This window comes from Pseudomonas sp. M2(2023) (assembly GCF_030263955.1).
Classification (GTDB): Bacteria; Pseudomonadota; Gammaproteobacteria; order Pseudomonadales; family Pseudomonadaceae; genus Aquipseudomonas; species Aquipseudomonas asiatica.
This window is the reverse complement of sequence record NZ_CP127114.1, coordinates 296114-317811: the sequence shown is the minus strand read 5'-3', so window position 1 is coordinate 317811 and position 21698 is coordinate 296114. Positions and strand designations below refer to the sequence as shown.

General features: G+C 63.9%; 18 protein-coding genes. 12 read left to right on the top strand and 6 right to left on the bottom strand.

Annotated elements, in window-relative coordinates; genetic code table 11:
- The first annotated feature begins 32 nt into the window (after positions 1-32).
- From QN085_RS01465 to QN085_RS01455, 3 genes are all read left to right on the top strand, one after another.
- Entirely contained in the window at positions 33-752 is a 720-nt protein-coding gene (locus QN085_RS01465; protein ID WP_023661060.1) for a response regulator, read from the top strand.
- 1 nt (position 753) lies between these two features.
- Positions 754-2142: an ATP-binding protein gene (locus QN085_RS01460; protein WP_013970476.1), complete on the top strand. Its 1389-nt coding sequence runs from the start codon at positions 754-756 to the stop codon at positions 2140-2142.
- Positions 2143-2257: 115 nt separating this feature from the next.
- Positions 2258-3925: an FMN-binding glutamate synthase family protein gene (locus QN085_RS01455; RefSeq protein ID WP_041506300.1), complete on the top strand. Its 1668-nt coding sequence runs from the start codon at positions 2258-2260 to the stop codon at positions 3923-3925.
- A 117-nt stretch (positions 3926-4042) separates the two neighbouring features.
- Here QN085_RS01455 and QN085_RS01450 read toward each other — a convergent pair whose 3' ends face one another.
- Entirely contained in the window at positions 4043-5362 is a 1320-nt protein-coding gene (locus QN085_RS01450; protein WP_013970474.1) for an OprD family porin, read from the bottom strand.
- A gap of 505 nt (positions 5363-5867) precedes the next feature.
- Here QN085_RS01450 and QN085_RS01445 point away from each other — a divergent pair.
- Entirely contained in the window at positions 5868-7946 is a 2079-nt protein-coding gene (locus QN085_RS01445) for a TonB-dependent receptor (protein WP_023661826.1), read from the top strand.
- Positions 7947-8460: 514 nt separating this feature from the next.
- On the opposite strand, the gene aguA is transcribed toward QN085_RS01445, so the two are convergent.
- Positions 8461-9567, bottom strand: a complete 1107-nt coding sequence (gene aguA, locus QN085_RS01435) for an agmatine deiminase (RefSeq protein WP_023661825.1) — start codon at positions 9565-9567, stop codon at positions 8461-8463.
- Between the two features lie 279 nt (positions 9568-9846).
- Here aguA and rfbC point away from each other — a divergent pair, with 279 nt between their 5' ends.
- The 4 genes from rfbC to QN085_RS01415 are packed head-to-tail and all read left to right on the top strand — an operon-like array spanning position 9847 to position 14107.
- A complete protein-coding gene (gene rfbC / locus QN085_RS01430) occupies positions 9847-10392 on the top strand; it encodes a dTDP-4-dehydrorhamnose 3,5-epimerase (protein WP_013970471.1) in 546 nt (181 codons plus the stop codon).
- A 42-nt stretch (positions 10393-10434) separates the two neighbouring features.
- Positions 10435-12249, top strand: coding sequence for a sensor histidine kinase (locus tag QN085_RS01425; RefSeq protein ID WP_024087997.1), 1815 nt, complete (start codon positions 10435-10437; stop codon positions 12247-12249).
- Positions 12246-13652 (top strand): sigma-54-dependent transcriptional regulator, encoded by a 1407-nt coding sequence (locus QN085_RS01420; RefSeq protein ID WP_041506302.1) that lies wholly within the window; start codon positions 12246-12248, stop codon positions 13650-13652. Before QN085_RS01425 ends, QN085_RS01420 begins: the two co-directional genes overlap by 4 nt.
- Positions 13652-14107 (top strand): thioesterase domain-containing protein, encoded by a 456-nt coding sequence (locus QN085_RS01415; protein ID WP_023662600.1) that lies wholly within the window; start codon positions 13652-13654, stop codon positions 14105-14107. The genes QN085_RS01420 and QN085_RS01415 overlap by 1 nt, the downstream gene beginning before the upstream one ends.
- Positions 14108-14278: 171 nt before the next feature.
- Here the strand turns inward: QN085_RS01415 and cysQ are convergent, their stop codons facing one another.
- Complete coding sequence (cysQ, locus tag QN085_RS01410; protein WP_041506303.1) at positions 14279-15097, bottom strand: 3'(2'),5'-bisphosphate nucleotidase CysQ; 819 nt, start codon at positions 15095-15097, stop codon at positions 14279-14281.
- The gene (gene nudE / locus QN085_RS01405) at positions 15094-15660 is read right to left on the bottom strand and encodes an ADP compounds hydrolase NudE (RefSeq protein WP_013970466.1); all 567 of its coding nucleotides are present in this window, start codon (positions 15658-15660) and stop codon (positions 15094-15096) included. The genes cysQ and nudE overlap by 4 nt, the downstream gene beginning before the upstream one ends.
- A 64-nt stretch (positions 15661-15724) precedes the next feature.
- Between nudE and yrfG the strand changes: the two genes are divergently transcribed.
- Positions 15725-16387: a GMP/IMP nucleotidase gene (yrfG, locus tag QN085_RS01400; RefSeq protein WP_003257447.1), complete on the top strand. Its 663-nt coding sequence runs from the start codon at positions 15725-15727 to the stop codon at positions 16385-16387.
- Positions 16388-16498: 111 nt separating this feature from the next.
- Here the strand turns inward: yrfG and lysM are convergent, their stop codons facing one another.
- Entirely contained in the window at positions 16499-16939 is a 441-nt protein-coding gene (lysM, locus tag QN085_RS01395; protein ID WP_023661080.1) for a peptidoglycan-binding protein LysM, read from the bottom strand.
- Positions 16940-17124: 185 nt separating this feature from the next.
- Here lysM and fdhD point away from each other — a divergent pair, with 185 nt between their 5' ends.
- From fdhD to QN085_RS01380, 3 genes are all read left to right on the top strand, one after another.
- The gene (fdhD, locus tag QN085_RS01390) at positions 17125-17955 is read left to right on the top strand and encodes a formate dehydrogenase accessory sulfurtransferase FdhD (RefSeq protein ID WP_013970464.1); all 831 of its coding nucleotides are present in this window, start codon (positions 17125-17127) and stop codon (positions 17953-17955) included.
- Between the two features lie 5 nt (positions 17956-17960).
- Positions 17961-20306, top strand: a complete 2346-nt coding sequence (locus QN085_RS01385; protein ID WP_023661081.1) for an FdhF/YdeP family oxidoreductase — start codon at positions 17961-17963, stop codon at positions 20304-20306.
- A gap of 318 nt (positions 20307-20624) precedes the next feature.
- Positions 20625-21107, top strand: a complete 483-nt coding sequence (locus QN085_RS01380; protein ID WP_041506304.1) for a glycine zipper domain-containing protein — start codon at positions 20625-20627, stop codon at positions 21105-21107.
- Positions 21108-21162: 55 nt separating this feature from the next.
- On the opposite strand, the gene QN085_RS01375 is transcribed toward QN085_RS01380, so the two are convergent.
- Positions 21163-21603, bottom strand: coding sequence for an acyl-CoA thioesterase (locus QN085_RS01375; RefSeq protein ID WP_023662788.1), 441 nt, complete (start codon positions 21601-21603; stop codon positions 21163-21165).
- Positions 21604-21698 lie beyond the last annotated feature (95 nt).

Genomic DNA, 21698 nt, shown 5'->3' with positions numbered 1-21698 from the left:
TACCAGCCCTAACCGAACAGGTGTTTTTCTGCATGAGCACAACTTTGCTTGTTGTCGACGATGACGACGAGATCCGCGAACTTCTATGTGATTACCTGACAGATGCCGGCTATAACGTGCTGGCAGCGGCTGACGGCGAGCAGATGCGCGAGCATCTGGCCCGGCACAAGGTTGAGCTGGTGGTGCTGGACCTGATGCTGCCGGGCGAAGATGGCCTGAGCCTGTGCCGCCAGCTGCAAGCCACGCCGGGGCTGGCGGTGATCATGCTGTCGGCCAAGGGCAGCACGCTGGACCGCATCATCGGTCTGGAGGTGGGTGCCGATGACTACCTGGCCAAGCCCTTCGAGCCACGCGAGCTGATCGCCCGGATCAAGGCCGTGCTGCGTCGTCCGCAACGCCTGGATGCGCCCGCCGTAGAGCCGGTAGAAGATGCCCAGCTGTTCGCCGGCTTCCGCCTGGAACACGTGAAACGCCTGCTCACCCGCCCCGATGGCGAGACCCTGACCCTGCCCCGCTCCGACTACCGCGTACTACGCGAGCTGCTGGAAGCCAACAACCGCGTGGTGTCCCGCGACCAGCTGACGCGCAGTGCGTTCGGCCGCGACCACCTGCCCGACGACCGTTCGGTGGACATGTGCGTCAGCCGCCTGCGCCAGCACCTGCGCCACGCGCCGGCGGGTGCCGCGCAAATTCTCACCATCCGCAACGAAGGCTATTTGCTGAGCATCGCCGCCAACGGGGCCGATGCCTGACATGCGCTGGCTGCGCCGGCTGTGGCCACGCACGTTGTTCGGCCAGTTGCTGCTGATAATGGTCAGCGGCACCGTGCTGATCCAGTTGATGTCCAGCAGCATCTGGTTCGATGTGCGTTTTGCCCAGGTTCTCGAGGCCCCTGTCCGGCTGATTGCCGCACGCAGCGCTCCGTTGATCGCCCAGGCCGACTGCCGTGCCGGTGCACTGCAGGCGCCAGCGCATTACCAACTGCGGTGCAGCGAAGCCCTGCCCACGCCGGTGCAGGACGAGCGCCGCGGGCGCAGGCGTGTCGAGCTGTTGCTGCACCAGGCCCTCGAGTACGAGTTGGGGCATGCCCAGGACGTGCGCCTGATGAAGGTGCAGTTGACCGACGAACAGGGCCAGCCGATCGTCTGGCGCAGCCTGTTCGGCCTGCGCACGGCCCAGGCGCATCTGCAGTTTGCGGTGCCGTTGGCCGATGGGCACTGGCTGACCATCGAGGGCCAGGAACTGCAAGGCTGGAGCGGCGAGTCGGCCTGGGTGCTGATCAGCGATTACCTGTTGCGGGTGTACGCGCTGCGCATCGTCGCGGTATTGCTGGTGTGCCTGATAGCCGTGCGCCTGTGCCTGCGCCCGCTTCGGCGCCTGGCCGATGCCGCGCGCGGCCTGGGTAGCAACCTCGAGCAGCCGCCCTTGGCGCTGGATGGCCCGGAGGAAGTGCGCCAGGCGGCCCAAGCCTTCAACGCCATGCAGCAGCGGCTGATCGCGATGGTCAACGACAAGGCCTACTTTCTGGCCGCCGTGTCCCACGACCTGCGCACCCCGCTGACGCGCATGCGCCTGCGCCTGGAGCGCTTGCCGGACGACGAAAACCGGCAACGCCTGCGGCAGAACATCGCGCAGATGGACAACATGATCGGCCAGGTGCTCGATTACCTGCGCGCGGGGGAGCAGCAGAACTTGCAACAGGTAGACCTGGACCGGCTGGTGGTGCGCCAGTGCGCGGAGCTGGCCACTGCCGAAGAGCCACTGCCGGTGCATGGCCAGGCGGGCAGCCTGCAGGCCGATGCCCTGCTGTTGCAGCGCTGCCTGCAGAACCTGCTGGTCAATGCGTTGCGTTATGCCAAGGAGGTTTCGGTCACGCTGGAGCAGGCGACCACGGGGGTGTTCATCCATATCGATGACCGCGGCCCGGGGATTGCGCCGGGCCTGCTGGCGACCATCATCGACCCGTTCGTGCGCGGTGACGGGTCGCGCAATCAGGCGTCCGGGGGGTATGGGCTGGGGTTGAGCATCGCCCAGCGGATTGCTGCCAGCCATGGGGGCGAGTTGCTGTTGGCGAACCGCGAGGGGGGTGGGTTGCGGGTCAGCGTGTTGCTACCCAATCAGCCTTTACGCGCCCCCCTGTAGGAGCGCATGAGCCTGGAAATACGCGATCAGGTAACAGTCTTTTACCGATTACCCAGGTTTTCCCCTCCCCGCCTTTGCCTATCCTATGCCCGGTCATCCTGCCTGCGATGGACCCATGAAACACTCTCTACCCAGCCGCTACGCCTGCCTCGCCCTCTGCCTGCTGTTCACCTTCGCCAGCCTGCCGCTGCTACCCCAGCATGCCTGGTTGTGGCCGTTGACACTGATTACCACGCTGCTCAGCCTGGTCGGCCTGAACGACCTGCGGCAAAGCCACCACGCCGTGCGCCGCAACTACCCGATCCTGGGCAACATCCGCTACCTGATCGAAACCATCCGCCCGGAAATCCGCCAGTACCTGATCGAGGGCGACGACGACAAGCTGCCGTTCTCCCGCTCGCAGCGTTCGCTGGTCTACGCCCGGGCCAAGAACGAAAGCGCCGAGAAGGCCTTCGGCACCCTCAACGATGCCTACAAGCCCGGCTTCGAGTTCATCAGCCATTCCATGCTGCCAGTGGCCACGCCAGACCCGGCATCGTTCCGCATCGCCATTGGCGGGCCGCAATGCCGCCTGCCCTATTCGGCATCTATCTTCAACATCTCGGCCATGAGCTTCGGCGCCCTCAGCGCCAACGCCATCGCTGCCCTGAACCGCGGTGCACGCATGGGCCGTTTTGCCCATGACACCGGCGAAGGCAGCATCAGCCCGTACCACCGCGAACATGGCGGTGACCTGATCTGGGAAATCGGCAGTGGCTACTTCGGCTGCCGCACCGAGGACGGCCGCTTCGACCCGCAGCGATTCGCCGAGCAGGCGCGCTCGCCGCAGGTGAAGATGATCGAGATCAAGCTCAGCCAGGGCGCCAAGCCGGGCCACGGTGGCATCCTGCTGGGGCACAAGGTCAGCCCCGAAATTGCCGCAACCCGTGGCGTGCGCGTGGGCGAAGATTGCATCTCGCCAGCGGCGCACAGTGCCTTCCGCACGCCAGTCGAGTTGCTGCAGTTCGTGGCCAGCCTGCGCGAGCTGTCGGGCGGCAAGCCGGTGGGGTTCAAATTCTGCCTGGGCCACCCTTGGGAGTTCATGGGCATTGCCAAGGCCATGCTGGCCACTGGCATCACTCCAGACTTCATCGTCGTCGATGGCAAGGAGGGCGGCACCGGTGCGGCGCCACGCGAGTTCAGCGACAACATGGGCGTGCCGATGCGCGAGGGCCTGATGTTCGTGCACAACACCCTGGTCGGCCTGAACCTGCGCGCCGGCATCCGCATTGGCGCGGCGGGCAAGATCGTCAGCGCCTTCGACATCGCCAGCGTGCTGGCCATCGGGGCGGACTGGGTCAACTCCGCGCGCGGCTTCATGTTCGCCATTGGCTGCATCCAGTCGCAAAGCTGCCATACCAACAAATGCCCGACCGGGGTGGCCACGCAAGACCCGCTGCGCCAGCGCGCCCTGGTGGTGCCGGACAAGGCCGAGCGGGTGGCCAGCTTCCACCGCAACACGCTGCATACGTTGGCCGAAATGTTGGCTGCCGCGGGCCTGGAACACCCTTCGGAGCTCAAGCCCAAGCACCTGGCGCGGCGTATCAGCCCTAGCGAAATCGGGCTGTTCTCGGACCTGCACACGTTCCTCAAGCCGGGCGAATTGCTCAGTGGCTCGATTGAAAGCGAGTTTTATGCGCGGATGTGGCGGATGGCGCGTAGTGACAGCTTTGCGCCGGAGACTGGGGAGGGAGAGGTGAAGGTTGCTGGGGTGCGGCGCAGGGAAGTGGTGGAGACGGCGTGAAAGCCGGGGGCCGCTTTGCGGCCCTTTCGCGACACAAGGCCGCTCCTACAGAATCGTGTGGGAGCGGCCTTGTGTCGCGATGGGCTGCAAAGCAGCCCCTAGGCCATCAGATCAGGATCAGAAGATGCTGATCGGGTACTCGACGAATACGCGGACTTCGTTGCCGTCGTCGTTGTAACCGTTCTGCTGCACGGCGTTGTTGGTACGCACGAACGAGCTACGCAGCTTGATCGACAGGTCCTTGGCCGGGCCGTCCTGCACCACGTAACGGATCTGGTTGAAGATCTCGCGCTCTTTACCTTCACCGAAGCCCTGCGGGTTGTCGACGTTGCGGGTGTTGATGTTGTCACCCACCACGTAGGCCAGCTTGTAGGTCAGGCCCGGGATGCCGTAGGCACCGAAGTCCAGGCCGTAGCCCAGCTGCCAGGAGCGCTCGTCTTCGGCGTTGAAGTCGGACCAGTACGAGTTGGCCAGGTAGATGGTCGAACCACCGTCACCCACGCCACCCTCGTTCTGGTACCAGCCGTAGTTGTAGCCGGTGCTGCCGGTGCTGCGCTGGTGGGCGATGGTGAACGAGTGGGCACCGTAGGCGTAGGTGGCTGCCAGGCTCCAGATAGTGTTGGAGTCGCCGTTCAGCCCAGCGGATTTCACGAACTTGTTGTCGATGTCCGACTTGTAGCCGTTGAAGTCCAGGGTCAGGGACTGGTCGTTGGCAATCGGGAAGACGTAGTTCAGGCCCAGGTAGTGCTTCTTCATCACGTCTTCGTTGTCGGCGGTGTACAGCGAAGCGGTGAAGTTGTCGGTGAACTTGTAGCTACCACCAAGGACGTTGATCGACTTCAGGCCACCACCGTCACGGCGCTCGGCGCTCTTGCGCGCTTCCTGGGTGAAGCGGCCGGCGTTCAGTTCCAGGCCCTGAATCTCTTTGGAGGTGATCAGGGTACCGGTGAAGCTTTCTGGCAGCAGACGGGCGTCGTCGTACTGCAGCACTGGCAGTGCCGGCATCTGGTCACCGTACTTGAGCACGGTGTTGGAGATGCGGAACTTCACTGCAGCGCCACCACGGGCCAGGTTGTGCGGCGAGTTGGCGTTGCCGTTCTCGTCCTTGAAGTCCGAAGGCTTGAAGAAGTCGACACCGGCGCCACCGTTGTGGCCCTTGCCGCCGTCCAGACGCACGGCGTACAGGCCGAATGCATCGACGCCGACACCGACGGTGCCCTGGGTGAAGCCGGAGGAGAAGTTGGCGATGACGCCCTGGCCCCATTCGATCTGGTCGTCGGTGCCGTGCTTCTTGTCACGATTGATGTAGGCGTTGCGCAGCAGGACGTTGGCGTGGCTGTCCTCGATGAAGCCTTTGCTGTCGGCCTGATCATTGGCCTGTGCCTGGGTCGCGGCGATCATCGCCAGGGCGACCAGGCTGATCCTGGTTTTCAACATGTTGTTTTCCTTATTTCTTAATCAAAAACGCTCTGCAATATGACGCCAGGAACCAACGCCCCTTCGTAGGTTCGACGCTATGCGGATCCAGACTGGAAGGCCTGCCGGTAATCACACGGCGGCCTCTGGCAGCAGCATGGCCAAGATCATGGCCAGCAGGCGTTGGCCGAATCCTAGCCGTGTGCGATTACAAATGTCAAAAAGTCGTGAAATGCAGGTTGATATAACCAAAATTGCCTATGGGTCTGGTGCATTTCCATGCAGGTTTGCGCTATCAGCGGACAATTTATCTTGTGTGGGAAATAGCCTTTTGATCGAACGGACAATTTTCCTGTCAGGGCGCCTTCGCAGCGCAAGGCTGCTCCTACACGGAAACGCGGGGCGGCAGAGACCGTAACAAACTGACACAGATGTAATGACAAGCCTTTACAAATACTCAAGCAATAGCAAATAACAAGCATTAACATCCGCACCTCTTTTTCACCTGCTCGCTCCGGATGTGCCCATGCTTGTACCCTGCCGTCTTTCACCCCTGACGCTTGGCCTGTCGCTGCTGTTCGGCGCCGGCCTGGCCAGTGCCGCCACCACCACCCTGCCGGAACTGTCGGTAACCGCCGACAGTGAACGCGAAGAGGACAACCCGCGGGTCAAGGAGGTAAGCACCGCGACCCGCACCTCGACGCCAGTACGCTATGTGCCGCAGGCCATCGACACGGTGAAGACCGTCAACGTGCTGGATTACGGCAGCAACACCCTGGGCAAGGCGCTGGAAGGCATCCCCAACGTCAGCAGCGGTGCCGACACCCGCTTCGACAGCGTGCGCATCCGCGGCTTCGAAGCCAGCAACGACTTCTACCTGGACGGCATTCGCGACGACAGCCAGTACATCCGCGACCTGCATAACATCGAGCGGGTCGAAGTGCTCAAGGGGCCGGCAGCGGTGCTTTATGGCCGTGGCAGCCAGGGCGGTATCGTCAACCGGGTGAGCAAGGCGCCGGAGCACGGCCGCCGTTCGAGCATCGAGGCGCAGGCCGGCAGCGAAGACCTGCGCAGCCTGTATGCCGACCTCAGTGCCGACCCCAGCGACACCGTCAGCCTGCGCCTGAACATGGGCAACCAGGACAACAACAGCTTCCGCGACGGCATCGACGGCAGCCGCCAGCTGTTCGCCCCGTCGATCAGTTGGCAGGTCACCCCCGACCTGAACTGGCTGGTGCAATACGAATACAGCCGCTACAACCGCACCCCGGACCGAGGCATCCCCGGGGTCAACGGCCGCCCGGCCGATGTCGGCCGCAGCACCACCTATGGCGACACCCAGCGCGACTACATCGACGACCGCGCCCAGTCGCTGCGCTCGCGCCTTAACTACCAGTTGAACGAAACCTGGCAGTTGCGCCATACCCTGGGCCTGTTCAAGCTCGACAGTGAGTTCGACAACACCTACGTCACGGGCTACGACGCCAGCACCGACACCTTGACCCGCCAGCGCTGGCAGCAGGACCTGAACACCAGAAACCTGTTCAACACCCTGGAGGCCGAGGGCGACTTCGACACCTTGGGCCTGGAGCACAAGCTGTTGCTGGGCCTGGAGTTCGGCAACCAGAAGCGCGACCCGGTGCTGTACAAAGCGGTCGACCAGAAATTGCAGGGCCTGGGCAAGCCCGGCCGCAACCAGCAGCTCAATGGCCCAATGACGTTGTTTAGTGACAACCATACCGTGGTCGATAGCCGCGGCCTTTATCTGCAAGACCAGATCCGCCTGAACGATCAGTGGCAGGTTCTTGCCGGTGTACGCTTCGACCAGTTCGACGTGCAGACCACCAACAAGGATGGCGTGCGCGAAACACAGGACAGCAACAGCACCAGCCCACGCTTGGGTGTGGTCTATACACCGTGGCGCGACCATTCGTTCTACGCCTCGTGGAGCAAGACCTTCTCGCCGGTTGGCGGCGGGCTGATCGGCATCACCCCAGGCGCAAAAGGCAACGGTAACGACGCCAAGCCGGAAGAAACCCGTCAGAAGGAAATCGGCGTGAAGAGCGACTGGCTCGACCAGCGCCTGACCACCACCCTGGCCATCTACGAGCTGGAGCTGTACAACCGCCGCACCCGCGACCCGCTTGTCCCGGAAAACATCTTGCTCAGCGGCATGCAGCGTTCGCGCGGTATCGAGCTGACCGCCACCGGCAACATCGTTGGCAACTGGTACGTGCGCGGTGGCATCGGCCTGCAGGACGCGACCATCGTCAAGGACAACAACGGCCAGGAAGGCAACCGCATCAATGACGTGGCCAAGCGCAACGGCAGCCTGTTCGTGACCTGGAAACCGGAACTGGGCTGGTACGCCGAAACCGGCCTGACGTTGGTAGGCGAGCGTTATGCGGACAACCAGAACACCACGGTGCTGCCGGGGTATGGCCGCTGGGATGCATTGGCGGGGTACCGCACGCATGACTGGGATGTGCGGGCGGCGCTGAGCAATATCGCCGACAAGACCTACTACAGCTCGGCGACCAGTGCGGCGCAGATCGAGGTGGGTGAGCCGCGTAGCCTGGTGGTGACTGGTAGCTACAGCTTCTGATCTTTATTGCCTGTGCCGGCCTCTTCGCGGCTAAAGCCGCTCCCACAGGTACCCAACATGTATCGAGCCCAGTGGGGTACCTGTGGGAGCGGCTTTAGCCGCGAAGGGGCCAGCAAAGGTTTAAGCAATCGATCAGTGCCACACCGCCATCAGCGCCTGCATTTCTGCTTCGCTGATCAGCCCTTGGGGGTATCGTCCGGCAAGCAGACGTCGTGGGTCGGTCGTCCTGACCCTGATGCTTCCATGGTGTTTCAACCACTTCGCCACAAGCCTGAGCGATTGGTGATTCACTGCCGATGGGCGCAAAGCCGACTCACTTGCTGCGTTCATTTCTACACGTACTCCCTGGCCCGTGAGCGGCTAATCTACGTAAGGATTGTTACAGGTCCGAGAGCGCGGCATGGCCGAGCTATCTCACTGAAAACAATACAAAACTTATGCCAGCACCAGCCTGCGGACGGCCCTCGCGAATAAAAAAGGCCCGTCATGACGGGCCTCTTGATTCACCGTGCGCTCAACGCTTTACCGGTGCCGGTTGCTGCTGGGTCAGGCAGTGGATGTTGCCACCACCCAACAGCAGCTCACGACCAGGGATCATCACCACCTCGTGGTCGGGGAAAATCTTCGCCAGGATCGCTCTGGCCTCGGCATCTGCCGGGTCGTCGAAGCTAGGCGCGATGATGCCGCCGTTGACGATCAGGAAGTTCACGTACGAGCCTGCCAGGCGCACCGATGGGTCACGCTCCTGGCTGCCTGCCACCTGATCGACCCCGGCACACTCTTCGGCAGTAGCGAACAGCGGGCCCGGGATCGGCATTTTGTGCACGATGAACTCGCGGCCCTTGGCATCGCGGGTGTTCTTCAGCACCTCCATGGCGGCATGGCAGCGTGCATAGTTGGGGTCGTTGGAATCATCGGTCCAGGCCAGTAACACTTCGCCCGGGCGCACGTAACAGCAGAAGTTGTCGACATGGCCATCGGTCTCGTCGTTGTACAGGCCATCCGGCAACCAGACCACGGTGTCCACCGCCAGATGATCGCGCAGCACCGCTTCGATCTGCTCGCGGTTCAGGTGCGGGTTGCGGTTGCGATTGAGCAGGCATTCTTCGGTAGTAATCACCGTGCCTTCGCCGTCCACGTGGATCGAGCCGCCCTCGAACACGAAGCTTTCGGTGTGGTAGCGCTGGCAGCGCTCCATTTCCAGGACCTTGGCCGCCAGCTCCTCGTCACGGTTCCACGGTGCGTAAAGGCCGCCGTCGAAGCCGCCCCAGGCATTGAAGCCCCAGTCCACACCACGCACTTCACCCTGGTCGTTGATGACGAAGGTCGGGCCGGTGTCACGCACCCAGGCATCGTCATTGCTGATCTCGACCACGCGAATGTTCGGCTGGTCGAGCTGGCGGCGGGCATTTTCGTACTGGCCAGCGGAAACCGCGACGGTTACCGGCTCGAAGCGGGCAATGGCCTTGGCCAGGGTCACATGGGCAGCCTGCGCCGGCTTGCCGCCAAGGCGCCAGTTGTCCGGGCGCTCCGGCCAGACCATCCACACCTGGGTTTGCGGGGCCCACTCGGCGGGCATGTGGAAACCATCGGCACGGGGAGTGGAGTTGAGGGTTTTCATGATTGACCTCTGTGATGGCCCTGAGCCGGACTGTGCTGGGGCGTTTGTCAATTTATAACCGATATATATCGATATTTGAAGCCCGATAATCGGGAAAATCATGAGAATGCAAGGGAATTAAATCGATAACAATCGATAAACCCCCAACCTTGACCGAGAAGCAAAACGGCACGACATCTACCATAGCCAGCCCTTGTGAACGCCGTTGAAGCCCGAGGCGGAAAAAACGGCCAGACCGGCTAGGGTCAATACATGAGCAGAACGGGCCAGCGAACCGCCATGAACATCATCCCTACCGCGATCCCTGAAGTACTGATCATCGAGCCGAAGGTTTTCGGTGATAGCCGTGGTTTTTTCTTCGAGGCATTCAACGCCCGTGAGTTCGCCCGGCAAACCGGCGTGAATGTCCAGTTCGTCCAGGACAACCACTCGCGCTCCATCAAGGGTGTGCTGCGTGGCCTGCACTACCAGGTGGAAAACACCCAAGGCAAGCTGGTGCGCGTGGTGCAGGGGGAAATCCGTGATATTGCCGTGGACGTGCGCAAGAGCTCGCCAACCTTCGGCCAATGGGTCGCGGTGCAGCTGTCGGCCGACAATCATCGCCAGTTATGGATTCCCCCCGGCTTCGCCCATGGCTTTGCGGTGATGAGCGAGTCGGCCGAGTTCCTCTACAAGACCACCGACTACTACAACCCGGGCGCCGACCGCTGCATCCGCTGGGATGACCCGACGCTGGCCATAGACTGGGGGTTGCAGCAGCCACCCGTGCTCTCGGACAAGGACAAGCTCGGCCTGCCGCTGGCAGAGGCGGAACTGCTGCCTTAACTAGCGCATAATTGCGGCAGACCTTTCTGGCGCATTTACCTGATGATTGCAAAACCCACGCCCCCACGCCGTCCCCGCTGGCGCAGCCTGGCCCTGTTGGCCGTGTGCCTGGTTCCGTTGTTGTGGCCCCTGCATCACCTGGCCGAACGTTACTATCAGGAAGAACTGGCCTCGCAGAACCGACAGACCCTCGACCTGTACGTCGCCAACCTGCTCGGTACCCTGCACCGCTACGAAACCTTGCCGCAGATACTCGGCGACCTGCCGGCGCTGCGCGGTGTGCTGGCCGACCCGCTCCGCCTGGAGGCAGTGACCAATGCCAACCGCCTGCTCAAGGACATCGTCCAGCAGACCGGCGCCGAGGTGATGTACCTGATGGACGTCAGCGGCAATACCCTGGCTGCCTCCAACTGGGACAAGCGCGACAGCTTCGTCGGCCGCAACTTCGCCTTCCGCCCCTACTTCAACGAAGCCATGGCCGGCCGCCTGGGGCGCTTCTTTGGCCAGGGCACCACATCGGCCAAGCGCGGTTACTTCTTCGCCGCCGCCGTGCGAGACCGTGAACGCATCGTTGGCGTACTGGTGGTCAAGGTCGACCTCGACCACACCGAAACCTTGTGGGGCCGCACTCCCGAGCAGCTGTTGCTGACCGACCACAATGGCGTGGTCATCCTGACCTCGCGGCCCGACTGGCGCTTCCGCGCGACCCGCGCGCTGACCGAGGCCGAGCGTCAGGCGATCATCGCCATCCAGCCCTACCCGACCCAAGCCCCGCAGCCGCTGGTGCTCAACCCGGACGCCTGGATCAGCCAGACCCGCGACATCAAGGAAACCGGCTGGCAGGTCAGCATCCTCGCCCCGCGCATGCTGGTCGACCGTTCGGTGCAAACCGTCATGGCCATCGGCGCGGGCACCCTGCTGGTGCTGATACTGCTGGCCGGCCTGGTGATGCAGCGGCGCCGTCACTACATCGACCGCATCGACTTCGAGGCACGCGGCCGCCAGGAACTGGAAAAACGCGTGGCCGAGCGCACCGCCGACCTTGAAGGCCTGAACACCCGGCTCAAGAGTGCCGTACTGGAGCGTGAGAACGCCCAACAGGAGGCGGTGCGCGCCCAGGACGAACTGGTACAGGCCGGCAAGCTGTCGGTGCTCGGCACCATGTCGGCCAGCATCAGTCACGAACTCAACCAGCCGCTGGCCGCCATCCGCAGCTACGCGGAAAACGCCGAGATCCTGCTCGACCACCAGCGAACCGAAGAAGCCCGCGGCAACCTCAAGCTGATTGGCGAGCTGACCGGGCGCATGGCCTCGATCATCGCCCACCTGCGCGCCTTCGCCCGCCGTGACCGCCATGCCCCGGAGAGCGTGGCCTTGCAGCCGGCCCTGGACGACGCCCTGGCGCTGCTGGCCAAGCGCCGCCGGGCAATGGCCGTGGAGCTGATCCGCGACCTGCCGGAGGCCACCTTGTGGGTACAGGCCGGCGAGACCCGCCTGCGCCAGGTGCTCGGCAACCTGCTGGCCAATGCCCTCGACGCCCTGACCGAAAAAGCCAACCCGCGCCGCCTGTGGCTAAGTGCCGAACAGCGCGATGACTGCGTCTACCTGTACATTCGCGACAACGGCCCCGGTTTCAGCCGCCAGGCCCTGGAGCACGCCAAGGAGCCGTTCTTCACCACCAAGACCCGCACCCAGGGCCTGGGCCTGGGCCTGGCCATCTGCGAAAGCCTGATGCGCGCCCTGGGCGGTGAACTGCTGCTGGCCAACCACCCGGAGGGTGGCGCACTGCTGACCCTGCAGCTGCGTGTGGCCGCGCCTGGCGCTACTTTGCCCAATTCGGAGGACCCCTCGGCATGACCACCGAGACACTGATCGACAGCCGAGCCCAGGTCATCCTGGTCGATGATGACCCGCACCTTCGCCAGGCCCTGAGCCAGACCCTGGACCTGGCCGGGCTCAAGGTGGTCGCCCTGGCCGACGCCCAGGGCCTGGCCGAACGCATCGAGGCCGACTGGCCCGGCGTGGTGGTCAGCGACATCCGCATGCCGGGTATCGATGGCCTGCAGCTGCTGGAACAACTGCACGGCCGTGACAACGAGCTGCCGGTATTGCTGATCACCGGCCACGGTGATGTGCCGCTGGCGGTGCAGGCAATGCGCGCCGGGGCTTATGACTTCCTGGAAAAACCCTTTGCCAGCGACGCCCTGCTGGACAGCGTGCGCCGCGCCCTGGCCCTGCGTTGCCTGGTGCTGGACAACCGCAGCTTGCGCCTGGCCCTGAGCGACCGCCAGCAACTGGCCACCCGACTGGTGGGCCAGTCGCCGTCCATGCAGCGCTTGCGCGAGCAGATCGGCGCCTTGGCCGGCACTCGCGCCGACGTGCTGATCCTGGGTGAGACCGGTGCCGGCAAAGAGGTGGTGGCCCGCGCCCTGCACGACCTGTCCAGCCGCCGCGACGGGCCGTTCGTGGCGATCAACGCCGGCGCACTGGCCGAGTCGGTGGTCGAAAGCGAGCTGTTCGGCCATGAGCCCGGGGCGTTCACCGGCGCGCAGAAACGCCGCATCGGCAAGTTCGAGTTCGCCAACGGCGGCACGCTGTTCCTCGACGAAATCGAGAGCATGAGCCTGGATGTGCAGGTGAAACTGCTGCGCATGCTTCAGGAACGGGTGGTCGAGCGCTTGGGTGGCAACCAGCTGATCCCGCTGGACATCCGCATCATCGCCGCGACCAAGGAGGACCTGCGCCAGTCCGCTGACCAAGGGCGGTTCCGCGCCGATTTGTATTACCGCCTGAACGTGGCGCCGCTGCGTATTCCACCGCTGCGCGAACGCGGCGATGACATCCTGGTGCTTTTCCAGCACTTCGCCGACGCCGCCAGCGAGCGCCATGGTCTGCCGCCACACTCCCTGCAGCCGGCCCAGCGCGCCATGCTGCTGCGTCACGACTGGCCCGGTAACGTACGCGAGCTGCAGAACGCCGCCGAGCGTTTCGCCCTTGGCCTGGAACTGGCTCTGGACGGCCAGGCGCCGCCGGCGGCAATGCCTTCGGCACCGATGCCGAGCGGCAACCTCAGCGAACAGGTCGAGCAGTTCGAACGCTCGCTGATCGCTGCCGAACTGGCCCAGCCACACAGCTCCATGCGCAGCCTGGCCGAGGCGCTGGGTATCCCCCGCAAAACCTTGCACGACAAGCTGCGCAAGCATGGCTTGAGCTTCGATGGCGGTAGCGGCGGGCATGACGATCAAGAGGACAACCGTTAATGAACACCGATAGCCAGTACCTGCAGACCGTCCTGCACGGCGACATCCCCCTGACCCGCGAAATGGGCCTGGAAGTGCTCGATTGGCAGCAGCACACCCTGCGCCTGCAATTGCCGCTGGCGGCCAACGTCAACCACAAGAGCACCATGTTCGGCGGTAGCCTGTACTGCGCCGCAGTGCTGGTGGGCTGGGGCTGGCTGCACCTGCGCCTGCGCGAGTCGGGTATCGATGACGGGCATATCGTCATCCAGGAAGGGCAGATCAGTTATCCGCTGCCGGTTACCGGGGCGGCGGTGGCGCGCTGTGCGCCGCCGGATGAGAAGACCTGGGAGCGGTTCCTGACCATGTACCAGCGGCGCGGGCGGGCACGGTTGACGCTGGAGACCACGGTGAGCAATGCCGGTAGTGACGAGCCTGCGGTGAAATTCAGCGGCCAGTACGTGCTGCACCGCTGACACGGACCACTTGGTAACAGGCTGGCACGATCTCTGTGGGAGCGGCCTTGTGTCGCGAAAGGGCCGCAAAGCGGCCCCAGAAAAATAGGCGGCGAACTATGAACACTGGGGCCGCGCTGCGGCCCTTTCGCGACACAAGGCCGCTCCCACAAGATCGTGCCGAAGCGGCGATCAGATCAGGCTCAGGAAGGCTTCGCGCCAAGCAGCATTTGCCGGCAACGCCAGGAAATGCGGGTTGAGCAACGACTCCCGCGCCGGGTACCGGAACGGCAAGCCATCCAGCCCGATTACCTCCCCACCAGCCCCTTCCACCACCCCCTGCGCCGCCGCGGTATCCCACTGCGAGGTCGGTGCCAGGCGGGGATAGCAATCAGCGCTGCCCTCGGCCAACAGGCAGAACTTCAGCGAACTGCCGATATTGGCCAGCTCCAGTTCCCCCAACGCAGCCCCCAACCCGGCCAACAGCGCTTCCTGTTCCGGGCTGGAATGGCGACGGCTGGCAACCACGGTGAAACGCCCACCTGCCGGCGGCTCGTCGCGAACCTGGATCGGCTGCGGAGCCTCACCCGCTTCCGCACGCCAGGCGCCCAACCCACGCCCACCGAAGTAGCAGCGCCCGTTGGTCGGCATGGATACCACGCCGAACACCACCTCGCCGTTTTCGACCAGGGCGATGTTGACCGTGAACTCCTCGCTGCCGGCGATGAATTCCTTGGTGCCATCCAGCGGGTCGACCAGCCACCAGCGGCTCCAGCCCTGACGCTCGGCCAGCGGAATGTTGCAGTCCTCTTCGGACAGCACCGGGATCTGCGGCGCCAGCGCCAGCAGGCCATCGGCAATCACCCGGTGCGCCGCCAGGTCGGCGGCGGTGACCGGCGAATCGTCGGCCTTGTTGGTCACGGCCACATCGGCGCGCCAGAACGGCAAGATCGCCTCGCCCGCCAACAGGGCCAGCTTGACCACTTCGTGCATCAGTTGCAGGTCGTTCATGCTTCCAGCAGCCCCCGCTGAATCAGCAGGTCACGCGCCAGGTACAGCGCCGCCAAGGCACGCCCCTCGGTGAACTGTGGGTGCATGGCCAGGGCCGAGAGCTCGCGCAGGTTAACCTTGTCGACCCGCATCGGCTCCGGCTCATCGCCCTCCAGGCGCTCTTCGTACAGGTCGCTGGCCAGCACCACCTGGATCTTCTGGCTCATGTAGCCCGGCGACAGCGACAGCTCGGTAAGGTGCTCCAGCTGGCGAGCGCCATAGCCGGCTTCTTCCTTGAGCTCCCGGTCGGCTGCCGCCAGCACGTCCTCGCCCGGCTCGATCAGGCCTTTGGGCAACGACAGCTCGTATTCGTCGGTGCCGCCGCAGTATTCCTCCACCAGCACCGCGTGCTCGGCATCGAGCATGGCCACGATCATCACCGCGCCGTAACCATTACCCCGGCCCACCAGGCGCTCGTAGGTACGCTCGTTGCCATTGCTGAAGCGCAATTGCACGGCTTCGACGCGAAACAGGCGGCTGCTGGCGACGATTTCGCGGCTGAGGACGGTGGGTTTCTGGCGCATGGGGCGGCTCCTTGGCGTGAACGGGTTACTATACCGTGGCTTGCCGACTGATCGAGAGTTTCCCATGCCTGTTCTTCCCTGGTCCGCCATCGATACCGTCCTGCTGGACATGGATGGCACCCTGCTCGACCTGCATTACGACAACCGCTTCTGGCTGGACCACCTGCCCCAGCGCTATGCCGAGCTGCACGGGGTGAGCCGGGCCATGGCGGAAATGGAGCTGCAGCCGCTGTTCGAACGCAATGCCGGCACGCTTAACTGGTATTGCCTGGACTTCTGGAGCCGCGAACTGCGGCTGCCGATCCGTGAACTGAAACAGGAAATCGCCGACCTGATCGCCCTGCGCCCGGATGCCGACACTTTCCTTGCCGCGATCCGCGACGCGGGCAAGCGCGTGGTGATGATCACCAATGCGCACCGTGATTCGCTGTCACTGAAGCTGGAGCGGGTGGAACTGGCGCCTTACTTCGAACGGCTGATCAGCTCGCACGACTACGGCTACCCGAAGGAAAGCCCGCAGTTCTGGGATGCATTGCAGGCGGACATAGGCTTTGAACCGGAGCGCAGCCTGTTCATTGATGACACCTTGGCGATTCTGCGCAGTGCGCGACGGTTTGGCGTGGGGCATCTGCTGGCGGTGCGCCAGCCGGATAGCCAGGCAGGGCCGCGCGATACCGAAGAGTTTGCGGCGGTCGAGGATTACCGGGAATTATTGGTAGGCTTGTGAAGGCCCTTTCGCGGGTAAACCCGCTCCCACAGGATCACCACAGGTCTGAACTGTGTGCGATCCCTGTGGGAGCGGGTTTACCCGCGAAGAGGCCGGTACAGGCTGCAGAGATCAGTCAGGAATACGCAGCACCTGCCCCGGATAGATCTTGTCCGGGTGCTTGAGCATCGGTTTGTTGGCCTCGAAGATCTTCTGGTACTTGTTGGGGTCGCCATACACCTTCTTCGAAATCGCGCTCAACGTATCCCCCTTCTCCACCGTCACGAACCGCGCGGCCTGGGCCACCGGCCCGGTCACGGTGATCTGGTCGTCGACACTGGCAACGCCTGCGACGTTACCCGCCGCCAGGATGATCTTCTCCTTCTCCTCCTGGCTGGCCACCTCACCCTTGAGGATGATCGTGTCTCCCTCTACAGTGGCCGTGATATTCGGGTTGCCCAGGCCGACACTTTCCACGTGTTTCTTCAGTTGCTCTTCGGCATTGGCATTGCCGGGGGTCAGCAGGTCGATCAACTTCTCGCCCGCTTCCTTGACGAAACTGAACAAGCTCATAGCGCTCTCCTTGTTGGCGAAACCTCGGACACAGCAGTCTAGGCCAGCTTTTCTCCTGGCGCCCCATGCGACCAATCGACGCGGTCTATCAAGGCATAGACCCTAGCGATTAGACGCCGCCGGCCCGCACGCCTAGGCTTGTGCTATCTGAAAGTTGCCGATAGCCCGATGAACAGTCAGCCCCGATGAACAGCAAGCCTCCGGTCTGCGCGGCCTCATCGCCCTTGACCATGCCCGCCGCCAGCAACACCTACGATTACGTCCAGCTCAACGATGCCAGACGCGACAGCACGCCCCTGGCCGAAGAAGTGGCCCTGGCCATTGCCTACAACGGCCTGAACCAGGCGGTGATGCTGGTCAGCCCCACCGACCTGGAAGACTTCGCCGTCGGCTTCAGTGTCGGCAGCGGCATAGTCGAAGGCACAACGGAAATCTACGACCTGAAACTCTCCGGCAGCGGCTCGGCAATGTACGCCGACCTGGAGATTTCCAGCCGTGCGTTCTGGAACCTGAAAAACCAGCGCCGCCAAATGGCCGGCACCAGTGGTTGCGGCCTGTGCGGGGTCGAAGCGCTGGAGCAGGCACTGCCAGAGCTGGCCAAGCTGCCTGGCGCACCTTTGCCACCCGCGCAATGGTTGGTCGGCCTGCGTGAGCGCATCGATGCCTTCCAGCCCCTCGGCCAACACTGCGGCGCGGTGCATGCGGCGCTGTTCATGGACCGCCATGGCGAGCTGCTGCTAGGCCGTGAAGACATCGGCCGACACAACGCCCTCGACAAGCTGATCGGCGCCTTGCTTCGCCAAGACATCGACAGCCAGGGTGGCCTGGCCATCGTCACCAGCCGCTGCAGCCTGGAGCTGATCCAGAAGGTGCTGCGGGCCGGTATCCAGACCCTGGTCAGCCTGTCGGCGCCCACCGGCCTTGCCCTGCAATGGGCGCGCAAGCACAACCTCAACCTTATCCATCTGCCCAAGCACAGCGCACCGCGGGTCTACAGCCCAGCGGCGGAGTCGTAACAGTCGTGACCTCGTACCAACACCTCCCGGACAACGCCCCAGCCTCTCCACCTCGTTACAAGCCCTACCACGGCCCCGCCGGTGGTTGGGGCGCGCTGCGCAGCGTGGCCAAGGCCTGGGTTGGCAGCGATAACGCGCTGAAGAACATTCGCGCGCTGCTCAAGACCAACCAGAACGGCGGCTTCGATTGCCCCGGCTGCGCCTGGGGCGACTCGCCGGAAAGCGGCATGGTCAAGTTCTGCGAGAACGGTGCCAAGGCAGTGAACTGGGAGGCGACCAAGCGCCGCGTCGATGCCGCCTTTTTCGCCCGCTACAGCGTCACTTCGCTGCTGCAGCAGAGCGACTACTGGCTGGAGTACCAGGGGCGCCTGACCGAGCCGATGGTCTATGACGCGTCCAGCGACCGCTACCAGCCGATCAGCTGGGACGCCGCGTTCACCCTGATCGCTCGCGAGCTGAACAAGCTGGCCAGCCCTGACCAGGCCGAGTTCTACACTTCGGGGCGCGCCAGCAACGAAGCAGCGTACCTGTACCAGCTGTTCGTGCGGGCCTACGGCACCAACAACTTCCCCGACTGCTCGAACATGTGCCACGAGGCCAGCGGCGTGGCCTTGGGGCAAAGCGTCGGGGTCGGCAAGGGCACCGTCACCTTCGATGACTTCGAACACGCCGATGCGATTTTCGTCTGGGGCCAGAACCCCGGTACCAACCACCCGCGCATGCTTGACCCGCTGCGCGATGCGGTAAAACGCGGCGCCCAAGTGGTGTGCATCAACCCGCTCAAGGAACGTGGCCTGGAGCGCTTCCAGCACCCGCAGAACCCGTTGGAAATGCTGACCAACAGCGACCGGCCGACCAACACCGCATTCTTCCGCCCGGCCTTGGGCGGCGACATGGCGCTGCTGCGCGGCATGGCCAAGTTCGTCCTGCAATGGGAACGCGAAGCCCAGGCCAACGGCGAACCGGCAGTCTTCGACCACGCCTTCATCGCCGAACATGGCCATGGCGTCGATGACTACCTGGCGGTAGTGGATGCCACCCCGTGGGAGCACATCCAGGCCCAGTCCGGCCTGGCGCTGGCCGATATCGAACTGGCCGCGCGCATGTACTGCCGTGGCAAGCGGGTGATCATGTGCTGGGCGATGGGCATTACCCAGCACCGCCACTCGGTGCCGACCATCCAGGAAATCGTCAACCTGCAGATGCTGCGCGGCAATATCGGCGTGCCAGGCGCAGGCCTGTGCCCGGTGCGTGGCCACAGCAACGTGCAGGGTGACCGCACCATGGGCATCAACGAGCGCCCGCCGGTGGCCCTGCTGGACGCCATCGAGCAGCGCTTCGGCTTCCCCGTGCCCCGGCACAATGGCCACAACACCGTCGAGGCGATCCACGCCATGCTCGACGGCCGGGCCAAGGTATTTATCGGCCTGGGCGGCAACTTCGCCCAGGCAACGCCAGACACCGAGCGCACCGCCCAGGCACTGCGCAACTGCGAGCTGACCGTGCACATCAGCACCAAGCTCAACCGCAGCCACCTGGTGCACGGCAAGCAGGCACTGATCCTGCCGTGCCTGGGGCGCACCGACATCGACCTGCAGGCAGAAGGGCCACAGGCGGTAACGGTAGAGGACTCGTTCAGCATGGTCCACGCCTCCAATGGCCAGCTGAAGCCGCTGTCGACGCAGATGCGCTCGGAGCCGGCGGTCATCGCCGGTATCGCCGCCGCCACCCTGGGCAAGAAGCCCGTGGACTGGCACTGGCTGGTGGCTGACTACGACCGTATCCGCGAGCTGATCGGCGACACCATCGCCGGCTTCAGCGGCTTCAACCAGCGCCTGCGCGAGCCGGGCGGTTTCTATCTGGGCAACAGCGCCGCCAGCCGCGAATGGAATACCAGCACCGGCCGCGCGAACTTCAAGGCCAACCTGCTGCCCGACACGCTGCTCGACGAGCGTGTACGCGCCAGCGGCCAGGTGCCAGACCTGATCATGCAGTCGATGCGCTCGCACGATCAGTACAACACCACCATCTACGGCCTGGACGACCGCTACCGTGGCGTGCGTGGCCAGCGCGAGGTGCTGTTCGCCAACGAAGCCGACATCATCCGCCTGGGCTTCCAGCCTGGGCAGCAGGTCGACATCGTGTCGTTGTGGGGGGATGAGCATGTACGCCGCGTGCATGGCTTCACCCTGCTGGCCTTCGACATCCCGGCCGGGCAGGCGGCGGCGTACTACCCGGAGGTGAACCCGCTGGTGCCGCTGGAAAGCATTGGCGATGGCAGCCATACGCCGACGTCGAAGTTCATTGCCATCAAACTGGAGCGGGCGCGGGATGACGGGCGCATCCTGTAGGAATGGTGTTGGCCTTTTCGCGGGTAAACCCGCTCCTACAGAGGTAACTCAAGGTCTGAGAGCGGTGGTATCCCTGTAGGAGCGGGTTCACCCGCGAAGAGGCCGGCAGCCATGCCGCCAAAAACGAAAAAAGCCCTGTTCCATCAAGGTTCAGGGCTTCGTCATAAAGGTCTCTGACAGCGAAAAAACGATAAAGTTTCACAGTAAATACAGTAAGTTAGAGAATTGTGTACAACTCGTGTTACTCGTCGGATTTCCGTTGCCAGCCGCGCCTGTAAGGCTCAAAAATCGCCCCGTCATCCTAATGAGGCTCTCTTGATGAAGAAGTACTCCTCGATACTGTTGTTGTCTTTCAGCTTGCTCAGCGGCGTTGCCATGGCAGGCGGCACCACCGAGGCCGGCATTGGCGGCGCATTGGGTGGGGTACTGGGCTCCGTGGTGGGCAACTCCATCGGTGGTAGCACCGGCGGCGCCATTGGTGCCGGCCTGGGCGGCGCGGCTGGCGGTGCCTTGGGTGCCGACAAGCATCAGCGTGGGGAAGCCGCAATCGGCGGCGCGCTGGGCGCAGCAGGCGGTAACGTGGTCGGCCGCTCCGTGGGCGGCACTACCGGTAGCTACATTGGCGCGGCAGCCGGCGGTGGTGCCGGTGGCGCACTGGGTAACTACATGGGTAAGGAGGCCGACAGAGACGATTACCACGAAGGCCGCCGCTACCGTCGTGGCTATGACGACGACCGCCGCCACTGGGACCGTGGCCATCATTACGGCCATCGCAAGCACAAGCGCCACTGGCGCGACTAACGCCTGAGGGCCCTGCCCCGGCAACAAAAGCCCCGCCCCTGCCAGCGGGGCTTTTTTATGCCTGCTGTTCCAGCAGTACACCAGACAGGATCACCTGCAGCGTCTCTGGCAATGCCACCGGCCGGCCACTGGCGCGTTCGATGAACACCTGCACCACCGTGCCTGCCGCACACGCCTCCGGCTCCCCTGGGCGGAACAGGGCCAGGCGGTACTCCACCGTGCTGCCCGCCAGGCGCATCACCCCCAGCCCCACTTCCAGCACATCCGGGAAGCCGGGCAGTGCGTAGAAATCCGCCGCCGAACTGACCACGAAGGCCGCCAGCTCGCCGTCACGCAGGTCCAGTTCGGCCTGTTCGACGAGGAACGCTTGGATGGCGGTTTCGAAAAAGCCATGCACGGTGGCACCGGCGATGTGGCCATTCAGGTCATTGTCCTGGGGGCGAGTGAGGATGGGGTGGAAGTGGGAGAAGGCAGTGCGCTGAGGGGATTCGGTCATCTGGCTGGCTCTTGTCTTCGCAATGAATGCTGACAGTGAAACAGAAAAACCGGTTTCCCGCTGCTTGTGCCGGCCTCTTCGCGGCTAAAGCCGCT

Bases quoted from the DNA above. Each gene is read 5' to 3' on its own strand.
- QN085_RS01465 (WP_023661060.1), top strand. From the start codon at position 33: ATGAGCACAACTTTGCTTGTTGTCGACGATGACGACGAGATCCGCGAA.
- QN085_RS01460 (WP_013970476.1), top strand. From the start codon at position 754: ATGCGCTGGCTGCGCCGGCTGTGGCCACGCACGTTGTTCGGCCAGTTG.
- QN085_RS01455 (WP_041506300.1), top strand. From the start codon at position 2,258: ATGAAACACTCTCTACCCAGCCGCTACGCCTGCCTCGCCCTCTGCCTG.
- QN085_RS01450 (WP_013970474.1), bottom strand. From the start codon at position 5,362: ATGTTGAAAACCAGGATCAGCCTGGTCGCCCTGGCGATGATCGCCGCG.
- QN085_RS01445 (WP_023661826.1), top strand. From the start codon at position 5,868: ATGCTTGTACCCTGCCGTCTTTCACCCCTGACGCTTGGCCTGTCGCTG.
- aguA (WP_023661825.1), bottom strand. From the start codon at position 9,567: ATGAAAACCCTCAACTCCACTCCCCGTGCCGATGGTTTCCACATGCCC.
- rfbC (WP_013970471.1), top strand. From the start codon at position 9,847: ATGAACATCATCCCTACCGCGATCCCTGAAGTACTGATCATCGAGCCG.
- QN085_RS01425 (WP_024087997.1), top strand. From the start codon at position 10,435: ATGATTGCAAAACCCACGCCCCCACGCCGTCCCCGCTGGCGCAGCCTG.
- QN085_RS01420 (WP_041506302.1), top strand. From the start codon at position 12,246: ATGACCACCGAGACACTGATCGACAGCCGAGCCCAGGTCATCCTGGTC.
- QN085_RS01415 (WP_023662600.1), top strand. From the start codon at position 13,652: ATGAACACCGATAGCCAGTACCTGCAGACCGTCCTGCACGGCGACATC.
- cysQ (WP_041506303.1), bottom strand. From the start codon at position 15,097: ATGAACGACCTGCAACTGATGCACGAAGTGGTCAAGCTGGCCCTGTTG.
- nudE (WP_013970466.1), bottom strand. From the start codon at position 15,660: ATGCGCCAGAAACCCACCGTCCTCAGCCGCGAAATCGTCGCCAGCAGC.
- yrfG (WP_003257447.1), top strand. From the start codon at position 15,725: ATGCCTGTTCTTCCCTGGTCCGCCATCGATACCGTCCTGCTGGACATG.
- lysM (WP_023661080.1), bottom strand. From the start codon at position 16,939: ATGAGCTTGTTCAGTTTCGTCAAGGAAGCGGGCGAGAAGTTGATCGAC.
- fdhD (WP_013970464.1), top strand. From the start codon at position 17,125: ATGAACAGCAAGCCTCCGGTCTGCGCGGCCTCATCGCCCTTGACCATG.
- QN085_RS01380 (WP_041506304.1), top strand. From the start codon at position 20,625: ATGAAGAAGTACTCCTCGATACTGTTGTTGTCTTTCAGCTTGCTCAGC.
- QN085_RS01375 (WP_023662788.1), bottom strand. From the start codon at position 21,603: ATGACCGAATCCCCTCAGCGCACTGCCTTCTCCCACTTCCACCCCATC.